Below are 15118 nucleotides of genomic sequence, written 5' to 3'. Positions count from 1 at the left end.
GATCGCGGCGTCTCCGCCTCCTCTCCCCCGAGCGCAGCGAAGAGTGGGAGAGGGTCGGGAGAGGGAACGGCTACGCCGCCAGCCCCTGCAGCCGGGCCGCGAGCTCGCGCACCCGCTCCGGGCCGCCGAGCAGTTGCCGGTTCAGCCCCAGGCGCTTGAACCAGAAGTGCAGGCCCAGGAGGTCGGTGATGCCCATGCCGCCGTGCACCTCCGTCGCGGTGCGGGCCACGAAGCGGCCGACCTCGCTGGTCAGCGCCTTGGCGTGGGCGGCCATCAGCGAGGCCTCAGCCGGCGCGGCGTCGAAGGCGTAGGCGGCGTACCAGACCAGCGACCGGCATGGCTCGAGCTCGGCGGCCATCTCCGCGCACAGGTGCTTCACCGCCTGGAACGAGCCGATGAGCCGGTCGAACTGACGGCGCTCCTTGGCGTAGGCCACGGCCTTGTCCAGCATCACCTGCGCCGCGCCCAGGCTGTCGGCGGCCACCAGCACCCAGCCGGCGTCGCGCAGGGCCGCCAGCAGTTCCGGTCCGCCGCCCCCATCGCCAGAATTCAGCGGCTCGGCCGCCACGTCCTCGAAGCCCAGGTCCGCGAGCCTGCGGGTCTCGTCGATCCCCGGCATCAGGGTCCGCGTCAGGCCGGCCGCGTCGCCCTTCACCAGGTGCAGGCCGCCGGCGGTGTCCGCCACGATCAGCAAGCCCGCCGCCAGGCCACCGGGCACGAACAGCGCCTTGCCGGTCAGCTTGCCGTCCTTGGCCGTGACGCCCGCGCCATCCCGCGCGCCGGCGATGGGCTCGGAGATCGCCGCGGCGGCCATCACCGCGCCCGACGCCATCTTCGGCAGCCATTCCGCCTGCTGCTCCGCCGTCCCGCCGCGCAGCAAGGCGATCGGCCCCAGCACCACGCCCATGAACGGCACGGGCGCGATCGCCGCGCCCAAGGCTTCCGACGCCAAGGCCGCGTCCAGCATCGTAAGGCCGAGGCCGCCGTGTTCTTCCGGCACGACGATCCCCGCCAGGCCGAACGCCGTCAGCGCCTGCCAGACGTCGGCGCCCTTGTCCTTCAGGTCGCCGGCGAACCTGCGGACCCGCTCCAGGCTGCTGGCCTGCTCCAGGGTACGGACCAGGCTTTCCTGCATCAGGCGCTGGTCCTGGGTGAGCGCGAAATCCATGGCCCCAGATCTCCTAGTTCAGGCCGCCGCCGGCTTCGGTTCGCGCGGCAGGCCCAGGCCCCGCTCGGCGATGATGTTCTTCTGGATCTGCGCCGTGCCGCCGCCGATGATCAGCCCCAGGTCGAACATGTAGTTCCACTGCCAGCGGCCCTTGGCGCGCAGGTGCGGTCCATCGGTGTAGAGCACGCCCAGCTCGCCCAGGGCGTCGATGGCCAGCGCCGCCAGCTGGTGGTTCAGCTCGCAGCCCTGCAGCTTGACGATCAGCCCCGCGATCCCCGCCGGCTCCTGAGAGAGCCGTGAGGTGAACAGCCTCAGGCCATTGAATTTCATGGCGAATACCCGGCCTTGCAGCTGCATCAGCCGGTCGCGGAAGATCGGGTTGTCGATGATCCGCTGGCCATCCACCGTCTCGGCCTTCATCAGCGCGATCAAGGCGTTCAGCCGCGCCTCCGTGGCGTTGGGGTCGCCCAGCATGCCGCGCTCGTGCTTCAGGGTGGTGTTGGCCACGAACCAGCCGCGCCCGCGCCCGCCCACCACCTGGTCCTGCGGCACGCGCACGTCGGTGAAGAACACCTCGTTGAACTCCGCCCCGCCGGTCATGGTCTTCAGCGGCCGCACTTCGATCCCCGGCGTGTCCATGGGGATCAGGACGTAGGAAATGCCCTCGTGCTTGGCGGCCTGCGGCTCGGTGCGGATGAGCGCGAACATCATCTGAGCCTGGGCAGCGGTCGAGGTCCAGATCTTCGATCCGGAGATTACGAAGTCTTTTCCGTCCTCTACGGCCCTTGTCTGAAGGTTCGCGAGATCCGATCCTGCGCCCGGTTCGGAGTAGCCCTGGCACCAGACCACCTCGCCGCGGATGGTCGGGCCGATCCAGCGCTGCTTCTGCTCTTCCGATCCCACCTCCAGGAGCGTCGGGACCAGCATGGAGACGCCCTGGTTGGCGATCCCGCGCGGCGCGCCGGCGGCAATGAACGCCTCGGCGATGATCCGCGACTTCAGGATGTCGGGCTCGGCGCCATAGCCGCCGTAGGCCTTCGGGATGGTGCGCGCCGCATAGCCGTTCCGGATCAGGAGGTCCTGCCAGGCGCGCGGGGCCCGGGCGGCGCCGGCCTCATAGTCGCCGGCGTGGGCGGCGAGAAAGGCCCTCACCTCGCCCCGGAACGCCGCCATCTCGGCCGTTTCGCTCAGGTCCATGTCGTCGCTCCCTGGCGGCCAGGGTGCGCTCCTTTCCGCGGGCCGCGCAACACGCTCGCGCAAGCTTGGGCTATAGGAGGGTCAAGGAGACCGACACGCCATGATCCGAACGCAGATCTTCGCCGCCGCCCTGTCCGCCGTCGCGCTCTGCGCCTGCATGCCCAAGGGCTCCAGCGATCCCTGGACCGGCTACGGTCCGAAGCCGCCGCTGCCCAAGCCGCAGTCGGCGCTGATCCCGACTGTGGGCACGCCCAAGGTGGTCGGCTGGGGCGCGGGCGAGGCGCCGCGCGCGCCGGCCGGCTTCACGGTGACCCGCTACGCCGAGGGCCTGGACCATCCGCGCTGGCTCTACGTCCTGCCGAACGGCGATGTTCTGGTCGCGGAATCCTCCACCGAGCCCAGCGAAGCCGACAAGACCAACCAGGGGATCAAGGGCTTCTTCCAGAAGCACCTGATGAAGTCCGTGGGCTCCGCCAAGCCCAGCCCGAACAAGATCTTCCTGCTGCGCGACGCCGACGGCGACGGGGTAGCCGAGAGCCGGATGCTGTTCGCCCAGGGCCTGAAGCAGCCCTTCGGCATGACCCTGGTCGGCCCGACCCTCTACGTCGCCAACAGCGACGGGGTGGTCAGCTTCCCCTACGCCGACGGCCAGACCAGCGAGACCGGGACCGGCCAGAAGGTGTTCGACCTGCCCGGCGGGCCGATCAACCACCACTGGACCAAGAACGTCGTGGCCAGCCCCGACAAGACCAAGCTCTACGTCACCGTCGGCTCCAACTCGAACGTCGGCGAGAACGGCCTGGAGAACGAGACCGGCCGCGCGGCGATCTGGGAGTACGATATCGCCACGGCCAAGACGCGCATCTTCGCCAGCGGCATCCGCAACCCGAACGGCCTCGACTTCGAGCCGACCACGCACGCCCTGTGGACCGTCTCCAACGAGCGCGACGAGATCGGCAACGACCTGCCGCCGGACTTCCTGACCAGCGTCAAGGACGGCGGCTTCTACGGCTGGCCGTGGAGCTATTGGGGCCAGAACGTCGACGTGCGCGCCAAGCCCGCCAATCCGCAGATGGTGGCCAAGGCGACCGCGCCGGACTTCGGCCTGGGCGCGCACTCCGCCGCCCTGGGCCTGGCGTTCTACACCGGCGCGGCCTTCCCGGCCTCGTACCGCGGCGGCGCCTTCATCGGCGAGCACGGCTCGTGGAACCGCAACCCGCTGAACGGCTACCAGGTGGTGTTCATCCCCTTCGCCAATGGCCAGCCGCAGAACGCCCCGGTGGGCTTCCTCACCGGCTTCCTGGACCGCCGCAACCGCATCCAGGGCCGGCCGGTTGGCGTCGCGGTCGACCGGACCGGCGCCCTGCTGGTGGCCGACGACGTCGGCGGCATCGTCTGGCGCGTGACCCCGACGCCGGCCGGGGCGAAGTAGCTACTTCGGCCGGCCGGAGAAGCCGGCGGCGGCGCGCAGGGCGTCGGCGTCCAGCAGCTTGCCGTCCAGCATCACCACGCGGGTCTGGCGCAGGGCGCCGATGTGGGCTTCCGGATCGCCCTCCACCAGCGCCAGGTCCGCCGCCTTGCCGACCTTGATCGAGCCCGTATGCGCCTGCTGGCCTACCAGGGTCGCGGGCGTCAGCGTCGCCGCCTCCAGCGCCTCGGCCGGGGTGAAGCCGGCGCTCTCATAGATCTCCAGTTCGTGGATCAGCTCGAGGCCCGAGCCGTCGGTGCCGGCGACGATCGGGATGCCCGCCTTGTGCATCTTCGCCAGCAGCCCGACCATCTTGGCCCAGCTCTTCCGGTAGTCGGCGCGGGTCAGGTCCTTCGGCACCGCGAAGCCGCCGTTGCGGAAACCGCGCTCGGTGGCCGCCGGCAAGGTGCCGACGAAGGGGGCGTAGGACGGGTCCAGGTCGCCGTTGTCCGGCACATAGAGGCTCTCGAAGGCGACCATCGTCGGGTCGCTGTAGATGTGCTTCTTGACCATGGTCGAGACGATCAGGTTCATCGCCGGCCCGTCGAGGTCCACGTCCTTGCCGAACCGGCCCGGCCCCTCGAAGCGCATGATGCCGTTCGACACCTTGATTACATCGTCCGGCGCCGCCTGCATGATGATCCAGTTGATGTGGGTCACCTCGTCATAGCCGTCGTTGATCGCGTCCACCGGGCGGATGCCGGCCGGGATATGGCCGTGGACGTGCAGCCCCAAGCTTGTGCGCCTCGGCGATGGTCGCCGGCAGCCAGTCGGGGTTGAAGGTCCCGTAGAACTTGATCCCGACAAAGCCGTCGGCCTTGGCCTTGTCGACCAGGGCGATGGCCTCGGCCTGGCTGGTGGCGACGTTGGCCACCTGGGCCGTGTAGGGGCCCTTCCCGTCGATCAGCGACGACGGATAGACGTGCGGGAAGAGCAGTTCGTTCTTCGCCGTGCGCTCGCGCCGGTCGATCGTCAGGGCGTTGTTGTTGCCGGGGTCGCGGACCGACGTCACGCCCAGCGAGAGCTCCTGCGGCCCGGTGTAGTCGTCGCCCACGTGCATGTGGCAGTCCCACAGGCCGGGCACCAGCGTCTTGCCCTCGCCGTCGATCACCTGTGCGCCCTTGGGCGCGGGCGTCGAGGCCGCGGGCCCGACGGCGGTGATCACGCCCTTGTCCACCACCACGGTCTGGTCGGCGACGAACTTCAGCCCGTCGGCGTCGAACATCTTCACATGGGTGAAGGCGACCGGGCCGGCGGGGACCTTGACGTTGGCCTTGTAGATCCGGGGCGCCTCGGCGGCCGTGGCGGCCTCCTGGACCTTCAGCAAGGGCTTCAGGTCGTCGGCGTAGGCCTCGGGCAGCCAGGCCACCACGCCGGTCGAACCGAAGAACCTGTCGTGCGCGTCGGCCCAGAGGGTGACCGGCGTCGGCGTCAGCCCGCTGATCGACCACAGGGTGACGGTCTGCTTCTTCGCGCCCTGACCCGCCTCGGCGGTGGTGAGCTTGGTCGCCTTCGCGACGCCGCTCGGCAGCAGCGCCAGGGTGTGATTGGGCGCCGCCAGCAGGCGCTCGAGGAACCAGGCGTTCAGGTCGTTCGGGCCGCCTTCGGGGATGTAGAAGGCGGGCCTGGCGTAGGCGCCCTTGCCGGCGTCGGTCGGGCTCTTCCAGCTCGCGGCCTGGCCGCTGACCGTGAAGGTTTCGCCGGCGTCCCCCGAGGGCGAGACGCCGCGGATCGTCAGGGACGCGGGCATGCCGTCCTTGCCCGGCTTGCCGGCGGAGTCCTGATCCCACTGCTGGCCGCGCAGGTTCCAGGTCTCGCGCGCCAGCCGCGTGCCGTCCGGCAGGGTCCAGCTCCAGGAATCGCCGTGCTTGCCGCCGGTGGATTCGATGACGAAGTGCTGGGCTCCGGCCGGCGGCTTCAGCAGCTCGGCGGTCGGCGTCTGGGCCAGCGCCGACGTCGCGAAGAGGGCCGCGATGGCGGCGAGTGGGAACCTGGCGTCCATGGCGAACTATCCGAAAGACTCTCGCCCAACCCCTGTGTGAGCGGGACCAGTCTTGCGGAGCGGCCTTGCCGCAGCAAGGCTTGTTTCAAGTCGGAAACGGTTGCATCCGGCCGGCGCCGGCCGGAGCGAACGACCGGAGGGTCAGACGCCCGTGTAGAAGACGCAGAGCTTGTTGCCGTCCAGGTCGCGGAAATAGGCGCCGTAGAAGCCGTCCATCCGCTGCCCGGGCGGGCCTTCGCAGCGGCCGCCGGCCTCGATCGCCGCGGCGTGGGCGGCGTCGGCGGCTTCGCGGCTGGCGGCCGGCAGGCCGAACATCGAGCCATTGCCCGGCGTGGCCGGCTCGCCGTTATAGGGCGTGTTGATGGCCAGCATGGCCGGCCCCTCGGCGCCGTAGAACTGCATGCGCTCGAAGCCGAAGGTCCGCTTGCCCCCCAGCGGCTCCATCACCTTGTCGTAGAAGCCCTTGGCGCGTTCCAGGTCGTTCGTCCCGATGGTGGCGTAGGCGATCATGGCGTTTCCCTGCTCTTTGAGTTTGCCTTGCGCCGATTTAGCCGCCGACGGCCGGCGGCCTCAAGGGCGCGTGGACGAATGGCGCGATCTGTCGTCAACTCCTTCATGCGGACGCGTGGGGAGCTTGAGAATGGCCTGGATCGGACGAGCGCTTGCGGGCGCATTGGCGGGCGGCCTGATCGCGGGCGCGGCCCAGGCCCAGGCGACGGGCCCATCGACCGCGGTCCGGCAGGAGGCCTGGAGCGTCGCGGGTCTGGCGGCTCCGGCGCAGCTGGTGGTCGACCACTGGGGCATCCCGCACATCTTCGCCGCCAGTGCGCGCGACGCCTTCTTCCTGCAGGGCTACAACGCCGCCCGCGATCGGCTCTGGCAGATCGACCTGTGGCGCAAGCGCGGCCTCGGGCGCCTCGCGGCCAGCTTCGGCCCGGCCTACGTCGCCCAGGACCGCGCCGCGCGGCTCTTCCTCTACCGCGGCGACATGGCTGCCGAGTGGGCGGCCTACGACCCGCAGTCGCGCGTGGCGGTCGAGGCCTTCGCCGCCGGCGTCAACGCCTATGTGGCCGAGGTGAAGGCCGGCAAGCGGCCGCTGCCGGTGGAGTTCAAGCTCACCGCCAGCCAGCCCGAGGCCTGGGCGGCGGAGGACATCCTGCGCATCCGCAGCCACGCGCTGGTCTCCAACGTCACCTCCGAGGTGGCCCGCGCCCAGGTGGCCTGCGCCGGCGGCCTCGACGCCGACCGCCTGCGCCGCAAGCTGGAGCCGGAGCACAGGACCGTCGTCCCCGTAGGCCTCGACCCCTGCGTCATCCCCGCCGACGTCTTGAAGGACTACCTGCTGGCCACCGCCTCCGTGGGCTTCGAGGCCCTGGCCGCGGGCGGCCGCAAGGCCGAGGCGCCGGCTCAGGTCCAACTCGCCGAAGCCATGGAGGCCTATCAGTCGGAGGGCTCCAACAACTGGGTGATCGCGCCGTCGCGCACCGCGACCGGCCGGCCGATCCTGGCCAACGATCCGCACCGGCCGGTGGGCGTCCCCTCGCTGCGCTACATCGTGCAGCTGAGCGCGCCGGACCTCGACATCATCGGCGCCGGCGAGCCCGCCCTGCCCGGGGTCTCCTTCGGCCACAACGCCCAGATGGCCTGGGGTCTGACCATCTTCTACATCGATCAGGAGGACCTCTACGTCTACGACACGAAGGGCGACAGCTACCGCTACAAGGGCGGCCCGGAGCCGATGAAGCTGGTCCACGAGACCATCGAGGTGAAGGGCGAGGCGCCGCGCGACGTCACGCTGAAATTCACCCGCCACGGGCCGGTGATCGACGAGACACCCGATACAGGAAAGGGCGGTCACGCCTTCGCCATGCGCACGGTCTGGAACGAGCCCGGCGCCTCCGGCTACTTCGGCTCCTCGCGGATGTGGCGGGCGAAGTCCTGGGCCGACTTCAAGACGGGCCAGGAGCATTGGGGCGCGCCGCCGCTCAACCTGGTCTACGCCGGCGTCGGCGGCGACATCGGCTGGTCGGCGGCGGGACTGACGCCGGTCAGGCCCAACTGGGACGGTCTGATGCCGGTGCCCGGCGACGGCCGCTACGAGTGGGCGGGCCTGCGGCCGGAGGCCGAGCTGCCCAATGTCCACAATCCGGCGGAAGGCTTCTTCGCCACTGCCAACGAGATGAACCTGCCGGTCGGCTACAAGAGCCCCACCGGCTACGAATGGGGCGACCGCTCGCGGATCACCCGCATCAAGGAGGTGCTGGCCGGCCAGCCCAAGGCGACGCTGGCCGACTCCATGGCCCTGCAGACCGACGCCCACGACGCCCTGTCGCGCCGCACCATCGCGCTGATCCAGCCCCTCACCTCGCCAGACCCGGCGGTGCGGCAGGCCCTCGACCTCCTGAAGGCCTGGGACAACAACGAGACCACCGACAGCGCCGCCGCCGCCATCTACCAGGTCTGGGCGGCCAACCACCTGGGCCACACGGTGGTGCAGGCGGTGACGCCGGAGGGCGCGCGCACCCTGGTGGGCTCCGGCGGCCTCGACGCGGTGGTGACCTGGCTGGAGACCCCTGAGGCCGCGCCGCGGCGCGACGCCCTGCTGCTGGAAAGCCTGGGCGCGGCGGTGAAGGACCTGCAGCGCGGCCTCGGCCCGGACATGGCGAGCTGGAGCTGGGGGCGGCTCCACCACGCCGACTTCAAGCCGGCCGCCGCCGTGCTGGCCGACCGCCAGCTCGCCCGGCAGATGGAGACCGGCCCGCTGGAGGTCCCCGGCTCGGCCTCCAGCCCGCGCGCCGCCACCTACCGCCCAGGCGACTTCGACCAGATCGCCGGCGCCTCGGTGCGGCTGGTGATGGACGTCGGCGCCTGGGACAATTCCGTGGCGGTGAACACGCCCGGCCAGTCGGGCGACCCGTTCAGCGTCCACTACCGCGACCTCTTCCCGCTGTGGGCCTCGGGCGCCTATGTGCCCCTGGACTTCAGCCGCGTCGCCGTCGACCGCGACGCGGAGCTGGTGATCAGCCTGACGCCGGGACGGTGAGCCGCCGCCTCGGGGGCTAGACCCGCCCCGTCACCGGGATCAAGGCGCCGGTCACGCCGCTGGCCGCCTCGCTGGCCAGGAACAGGATCACCGCGGCCAACTCCTCGGGACGCACCCAGGCGGCGAAGTCGGCCTTGGGCATGTCGGCGCGGTTGGCCGGGGTGTCGATGATCGAGGGTAGGACCGCGTTGACGGTGACGCCGTCGCCCTTCAGCTCGTCAGCCAGCGCCTGGGTCAGGCTGTGCACGCCGGCCTTGGAGGCGGCGTAGGCGCCCATGCCGAGGCCGGCCTTCAGCGCCGCGTTGGCGCCGATGTTGACGATCCGCCCCGCGCCCGAGCGGCGCAGGTGCGGGATCGCCGCGCGGCTGGCGTTGGACGCCGTCTGCACGTTCAGCAGGAACAGCCGATGCCAGGTGTTCCAGTCGCCGCCCTCGTGCTTCTCCCACGAGAAACCGCCGGCGATGTTGATCAGCGCGTCGAGACCGCCGAAACGGTCCGCCGCGGCGTCGATGGCCGCGCCCGCGGCGTTGGCGTCGCTGAGATCGACGCCGCCCTGGACGAAGACGTCCGGGCCCTCCGCCTCGGCCGGCGCATGCTGGGAGAAGTCGATCAGCGCCAGGCGCGCGCCCTGCCCCGCCGCAGCCTTGGCCACCGCGGACCCCAGGGCGCCGGACGCGCCGGTGATCGCGAAGACGCGTCCGGCCATGGGCGCCGAGCCTTAGAGCCGCTCGACGATGGTCACGTTGGCGAGGCCGCCGCCTTCGCACATGGTCTGCAGGCCCCACTTCTTGTCGCGGGCCTTCAGCGCGTGCAGCAGCGTCGTCATCAGCTTGGTGCCCGAGGCGCCCAGCGGGTGGCCGAGCGCGATGGCGCCGCCGTTGACATTCAGCTTCGCGGGATCGGCCTTGGTGGTCTGCAGCCAGGCCACCGGCACCGAGGCGAAAGCCTCGTTCACTTCGAAGAGGTCGATGTCGTCGATGGACATGCCCGCCTTCTTCAGCGCCCGCTCGGTGGCCGGAAGCGGGGCTTCCAGCATGATCACCGGGTCGTGGCCGATCAGGGTCAGGTTGTGGATGCGGGCCAGCGGCGTCAGGCCGTATTCCTTCAGCGCCTTTTCCGAGACGATCATCACGCCGGAGGCGCCGTCGCAGATCTGGCTGGAGGTGGCCGCGGTGATGGCGCCGCCTTCGCGCAGCAGCTTCACGCCGCGGATGGCCTCGAGCGTCGAGTCGTAGCGGATGCCCTCGTCGCTGTCGTGGACCACCGAGACGCCCTCGTCGCCCTTGCCGTCACGGCCGTCGATGGCGACGATCTCGTCCTTGAAGGCGCCGGCCTGGGTGGCGGCGATGGCGCGCTGGTGCGAGCCATAGGCGTACTCGTCCAGCTGGTCCTTCGACAGGCCATACTTCTGAGCCATCATCTCGGCGCCCATGAACTGGCTGAACTGGATGTTCGGATAGCGCTTCTGCTGGTTGGGGCTCATCGGATTGCCGAAACCCTCCTTGGCCGGCAGGGCCACCGACAGGCCCATCGGCACGCGGGTCATGCTCTCGACGCCCGAGGCGATCACCACGTCCATGGTGCCGCTCATCACCGCCTGGGCGGCGAAGTGCAGGGCCTGCTGCGAGGAGCCGCACTGGCGGTCGACGCTGGTGGCCGGCACGCTTTCCGGCAGCTTCGAGGCCAGCACCGCGCCGCGCGCGATGTTGGTGGCCTGCTCGCCCACCTGCATGACGCAGCCCATGACCACGTCCTCGATCACCGCCGGATCGACGCCGGTGCGATCGACGAGTTCGTTCAGCACCACCGCGCCGAGATCGGCCGGGTGCCAGTCGCGAAGACGTCCGCCCTTGCGCCCGCCGGCGGTCCGCGTCGCAGCTACGATATAGGCTTCGGCCATGGCCCGAGCTCCCTCTTGAGAAGTTCCTGCGCTCTCTTAGGCGCGTCAAAACGACTGTATGAAGGCGCCGCTGCGTAAGACAAGCGCGTTGACGCGAACGTCAACGTGCCGCGCTATTCCGCGAAGGTGTCCTGCAGGATGCCTTCCAGCCAGTCGGCGTCGGTCTGGTCGAAGGCCGCGGGGGTCTCGGCGTCGACGTCGAACACCGCGATCAGCCGGCCAGCGGAATCCACCACCGGCACCACGATCTCGCTCTTCGATCGGCTGTCGCAGGCGATATGGCCCGGGAAGGCCTCGACGTCCTCGACGATCTGGGTCTGCCGCGTGCGCGCCGCTGTCCCACAGACCCCGCGCCCGAAGGCGATGCGCAGGCAGCCCAGCGTGCCCTGATAGGGGCCCACCACCAGCTCCTCGCGCTTGTCCGTGTCGACCACATAGAAGCCGGTCCAGAAGAAATGGTCGAAGGCCGCGGCCAGCATCGAGGCCACCGTCGCCATCCGCGCGGTGACGTTGGGCTCGCCCGCCAGCACGGCGGCGATCTCCTCGGCCACGGCGGCGTAACGCTGCGCCTTTTCCGTGGGCAGGATCTTCTCGTTGAAAGCTTCGGCCATGGATAGGGATGTAGCGAGCCGCGGGCCGCTGGACAAACCCTTGCGGGGCGGCCTTTCTACCGCGGTCAAGTTTCGGGGAGTCTCCATGCGTCTAGCCTTGCTCGTTTCCGCGCTCGCGATCGCCTGCGCGCAGCCTTCGTTCGCCCAGGTTTCGGACGGGCCGAACAAGCTGTTCACCGGCCGCGACATCTTCGGCCTGCGCGCGGCGGGCGACCCGCAGGTGCGCCCCGACGGCGGCGCCATCGCCTATGTGCGCACGACCCAGGACATCATGAGCGACAACGGCCACCCGTCGATCTGGCTGGTGGACCCCGCGACCGGCGCCCAGACCCCGATCGCCATGGACGACAGCGCCAACCTGCGGCCCGTCTGGTCGCCGGACGGCTCCAAGCTCGCCTATGTCTCCGCCGGCCCCGGCGGGGCGCAACTCTACGTCCGCTGGATGGCCACCGGCCACACCGCCAAGGTCTCCAACCTGGAGCAGGCGCCGAGTTCGGTGACCTGGTCGCCGGACGGCAAGACGCTCGCCTTCATCATGCTGGTCCCCGCGCCGCCGCAGCCGCTGGGCGCGCCGCTCGCCCCGCCGCCCGGCGCCAAGTGGGCCGAGCCGCTGAAGATCATCGACCGCGTCACCTACCGCCGCGACGGCTCAGGCTACATCAAGCCCGGCTACCGGCACATCTTCACCGTCTCCGCCGACGGCGGCACGCCGCGCCAGCTCACCTTCGGCAAGTTCGACGAGGGCGGACAGCTCGCCTACACGCCGGACGGCAAGACCCTGCTGTTCTCCACCAATCGCCAGCCCAAGTGGGAGATCGAGGGCCAGGAGAGCGACATCTATTCCATGCCGGCCGCCGGCGGGGCGATGACGCGGCTGACCACCCGCGACGGCCCTGACCAGGCCCCGACGCCCTCGCCCGACGGGACCAAGATCGCTTACGTCGGCTTCGACAACCACGGCTACCGCGGCTACGAAAACGTCCGCCTCTACGTCATGGACGCCGACGGCAAGAACAGCCACGTCGTCACCGGCGCCCTGGACCGCAGCGTCGGCGCGCCGACCTGGGCGGCCGACGGCAAGAGCCTGTACGTCGACTACGCCGACCACGGGATCACCAAGGTCGCCCGCGTCACCCTGGACGGCAAGCTGACCGACGTGGCCACCGGCCTCACCGCCGGTGACGAGATGGACCGGCCCTACACCGGCGGCGCGTTCTCGGTCGGCAAGAACGGCCTGATCGCCTTCACCATGGGCGACGCCAATAACCCGCCGGACATCGGCGTGGTCAGGGCCGGCAAGACCGAGAAGCTGACCCATCTCAACGCCGACCTGTTCGCCGACAAGACGCTGGGCAAGACCGAGGCCTTGCCGGTGAAGTCCTCCTTCGACGGCAAGCCGATCGACGCCTGGATGGTGACGCCGCCCGACTTCGATCCCTCGAAGAAGTACCCGATGATCCTGGAGATCCACGGCGGGCCGTTCAGCGCCTATGGCCCGATCTTCAACACCGACGACCAGCTCTACGCCGCCGGCGGCTACATCGTGGTCTACGCCAACCCGCGAGGCTCGACCTCCTATGGCGACGAGTTCGCCAACACCATCGACAAGAACTACCCCAGCCACGACTACGACGACCTGATGAGCGCGGTGGACGCCGCCATCGCCAAGGGCTCGATCGACCCGAACCACCTCTATGTGACCGGCGGCTCGGGCGGCGGCCTGCTCACCGCCTGGATCGTCGGCAAGACCGACCGCTTCCGCGCGGCGGCCTCGCAGAAGCCGGTGATCAACTGGACCAGCGAGGTCCTGACCACCGACGGCTACAACTTCATGGCCACCTCGTGGTTCGGCAAGATGCCGTGGGAGGACAATGAGTTCTACTGGAAACGCTCGCCGCTCTCCCTGGTCGGCAACGTCAAGACCCCGACCCTCTTGATCGTCGGCACCGACGACCACCGCACCCCGCCGTCCGAGGCTGAGCAGTTCTTCGACGCCCTGCAGCTACGCGGCGTGCCGACCGCGATGATCCAGGTGCCCGGCGCCTCGCATGGCGGCTTGGCCGAACGGCCCTCGCAGGCGGCGGCCAAGGCCGCGGCGATCATGGCCTGGTTCCACCGCTACCAATGAGCCGGCCGCTCGCCTTGGCTTTCGGCGTCGCCCTCGCCAGCCTGATGGCTGGCGGGGCCTTAGCCGAGCCGTCCCGCGCCGACGCGGTCAAGGACCCCGACACCAAGGCCTGGTGGCATATCGCCGAGGCCCTGTCGGGGGACGCCATGGAGGGCCGCGACACCGGCTCGGCCGGTTTCGACCGGGCCGCGGCGATCGTGGTCCAGAAGTTCAAGGCCGCGGGGCTGAAGCCGGCCGGCGGCGACGGAAGCTGGTTCCAGACCTTCCGCGTCCACGAGGTCGCTGTAGACCCCAAGGGCTCGTCGGTGGCCTTCAGGCACGGCGACCAAAACGAACCGCTGGGCTTCCTGACCCAGCTCACCGTGCGGCCGACCGACGACCTGCCGGCGGTCCTCGACGCGCCGCTCACCTTCCGCGGCTACTGCGGGCCGGTCGACCTGAAGGATGCGGCCGGCAAGGTGGTCGTCTGCTTTAACACCAAGCGCGCGGGCCTGCCGAGCGCCGGCCAGCGCATCCAGGCCGCCGCCGCGGCCGGGGCGGCGGCCGTCGTGCAGGTGGACGATCCCTACTTCACCATCGAGCCCCCCCGTTGGCCGGCGGCCTATGCGCGCAGCGTGACCATCGAAGGCACGCCGGCCCCCGCCGCGCCGCGCCTGCCGGTGATCACCATGAGCGCGGAGGTCTTCGCGACCCTGGCCAAGGCCGCCGGCCAGGACCCGGCGGCGATCCTCAAGACCGGCGGCGCGAAACAGCCGCTGGCCGCCTTCGAGATCCCCGGCCAGTTGGACGCCCGCTTCGCGGTCACCAAGCGCGACTATACGACCAAAAACGTCCTGGGCGTCCTGCCCGGCCGCGACCCGAAGCTGAATGACCAGACCCTCGTCCTCTCCGCCCACCTCGACGGCTACGGTTACGGCCAGCCGGTGAAGGGCGACAACCTCTACAACGGGACCCTGGACGACGCGGCCTATGTCGGCACGCTGATCCGCTTCGCCGACAAGCATCGGGGCAAGCCGCTCCGCCGCACGGTCCTCTTCGCGGCCTTCACCGGCGAGGAGAAGGGCCTGCTCGGCGCGCACTGGTTCGTGGACCACCCGACCGTGCCCAAGGCCTCCATCGTCGCCGACCTCAACCTCGACCAGCTGCGCCCGCTGTTCCCGCTCGACCTCCTGACCGAGCTGGCGGTGGACGACACCACCCTCGGCCAAAGCGCCAGGGCCGTGGCGGCGACCATGGCTATCCGCATCCAGCCCGACCCGGAGCCGGAGCGCAGCCTGCTGACGCGCGCCGACCACTGGCCGTTCATGCAGGCGGGCATCCCCGGGACCGGCTTCATCTTCGGCTATACGCCCGGGACCGAGGCCGAGCGGCGGTACCGCGAATGGTACGAGATCCGCTACCACCGCCCGCAGGACGACCTGACCCAGCCGATGGACTTCGACGCGGCCGGCAAGTTCAACCGCTTCTTCTACGCCGTGGCCGAAAGCGTCGCCGACGCCGACGCCAAGCCGGCGTGGCTGAAGCCGCCGCCCACGCGTTGAGCCTTCAGCGTCCTCCTCCCCTTGTGGGAGGAGGTGGCCCGCGCAGCGGGTCGGAGGTGG

The 15118-nt window shown here is 70.3% G+C and carries 12 protein-coding genes; 4 read left to right on the top strand and 8 right to left on the bottom strand.

Going from position 1 to position 15118, the window contains the following annotated elements; translation table 11 throughout:
• Positions 1–70: 70 nt before the first annotated feature.
• Together E8A49_RS10345 and E8A49_RS10340 are read right to left on the bottom strand one after the other, a co-directional pair.
• A complete protein-coding gene (locus E8A49_RS10345; RefSeq protein WP_293380164.1) occupies positions 71–1168 on the bottom strand; it encodes an acyl-CoA dehydrogenase family protein in 1098 nt (365 codons plus the stop codon).
• 18 nt (positions 1169–1186) lie between these two features.
• Entirely contained in the window at positions 1187–2365 is a 1179-nt protein-coding gene (locus E8A49_RS10340; protein ID WP_293380161.1) for an acyl-CoA dehydrogenase family protein, read from the bottom strand.
• A gap of 157 nt (positions 2366–2522) precedes the next feature.
• Between E8A49_RS10340 and E8A49_RS10335 the strand changes: the two genes are divergently transcribed.
• Positions 2523–3797 carry a sorbosone dehydrogenase family protein gene (locus tag E8A49_RS10335; protein WP_293381019.1) on the top strand — a complete coding sequence of 425 codons (1275 nt, stop codon included), beginning with the start codon at positions 2523–2525 and terminating at the stop codon, positions 3795–3797.
• On the opposite strand, the gene E8A49_RS10330 is transcribed toward E8A49_RS10335, so the two are convergent.
• From E8A49_RS10330 to E8A49_RS10320, 3 genes are all read right to left on the bottom strand, one after another.
• Positions 3798–4568, bottom strand: a complete 771-nt coding sequence (locus E8A49_RS10330) for an amidohydrolase family protein (protein ID WP_293380158.1) — start codon at positions 4566–4568, stop codon at positions 3798–3800.
• Entirely contained in the window at positions 4498–5835 is a 1338-nt protein-coding gene (locus tag E8A49_RS10325; protein ID WP_293380155.1) for a hypothetical protein, read from the bottom strand. The genes E8A49_RS10330 and E8A49_RS10325 overlap by 71 nt, the downstream gene beginning before the upstream one ends.
• A 141-nt stretch (positions 5836–5976) precedes the next feature.
• On the bottom strand, positions 5977–6345 hold the full coding sequence (locus E8A49_RS10320) for a VOC family protein (RefSeq protein WP_293380152.1): 369 nt from the start codon (positions 6343–6345) through the stop codon (positions 5977–5979).
• Positions 6346–6475: 130 nt separating this feature from the next.
• Here E8A49_RS10320 and E8A49_RS10315 point away from each other — a divergent pair, with 130 nt between their 5' ends.
• Positions 6476–8878 carry a penicillin acylase family protein gene (locus tag E8A49_RS10315; RefSeq protein ID WP_293380149.1) on the top strand — a complete coding sequence of 801 codons (2403 nt, stop codon included), beginning with the start codon at positions 6476–6478 and terminating at the stop codon, positions 8876–8878.
• A gap of 16 nt (positions 8879–8894) precedes the next feature.
• On the opposite strand, the gene E8A49_RS10310 is transcribed toward E8A49_RS10315, so the two are convergent.
• The 3 genes from E8A49_RS10310 to E8A49_RS10300 all read right to left on the bottom strand — a co-directional run bounded on the left by E8A49_RS10310 (position 8895) and on the right by E8A49_RS10300 (position 11389).
• Positions 8895–9584 carry an SDR family NAD(P)-dependent oxidoreductase gene (locus E8A49_RS10310; protein WP_293380146.1) on the bottom strand — a complete coding sequence of 230 codons (690 nt, stop codon included), beginning with the start codon at positions 9582–9584 and terminating at the stop codon, positions 8895–8897.
• A gap of 12 nt (positions 9585–9596) precedes the next feature.
• The gene (locus tag E8A49_RS10305) at positions 9597–10778 is read right to left on the bottom strand and encodes an acetyl-CoA C-acetyltransferase (protein ID WP_293380143.1); all 1182 of its coding nucleotides are present in this window, start codon (positions 10776–10778) and stop codon (positions 9597–9599) included.
• A 113-nt stretch (positions 10779–10891) separates the two neighbouring features.
• On the bottom strand, positions 10892–11389 hold the full coding sequence (locus E8A49_RS10300; RefSeq protein ID WP_293380140.1) for a GAF domain-containing protein: 498 nt from the start codon (positions 11387–11389) through the stop codon (positions 10892–10894).
• Between the two features lie 85 nt (positions 11390–11474).
• Here E8A49_RS10300 and E8A49_RS10295 point away from each other — a divergent pair, with 85 nt between their 5' ends.
• The gene (locus E8A49_RS10295) at positions 11475–13517 is read left to right on the top strand and encodes a S9 family peptidase (RefSeq protein ID WP_293380137.1); all 2043 of its coding nucleotides are present in this window, start codon (positions 11475–11477) and stop codon (positions 13515–13517) included.
• Entirely contained in the window at positions 13514–15058 is a 1545-nt protein-coding gene (locus tag E8A49_RS10290) for a M28 family peptidase (protein ID WP_293380135.1), read from the top strand. The genes E8A49_RS10295 and E8A49_RS10290 overlap by 4 nt, the downstream gene beginning before the upstream one ends.
• The last annotated feature ends 60 nt before the right edge of the window (positions 15059–15118 follow it).

The organism is Phenylobacterium sp., assembly GCF_004799515.1.
Taxonomy (GTDB): domain Bacteria; phylum Pseudomonadota; class Alphaproteobacteria; order Caulobacterales; family Caulobacteraceae; genus Phenylobacterium.
This window is presented reverse-complemented; position numbering and strand designations above follow the sequence as displayed.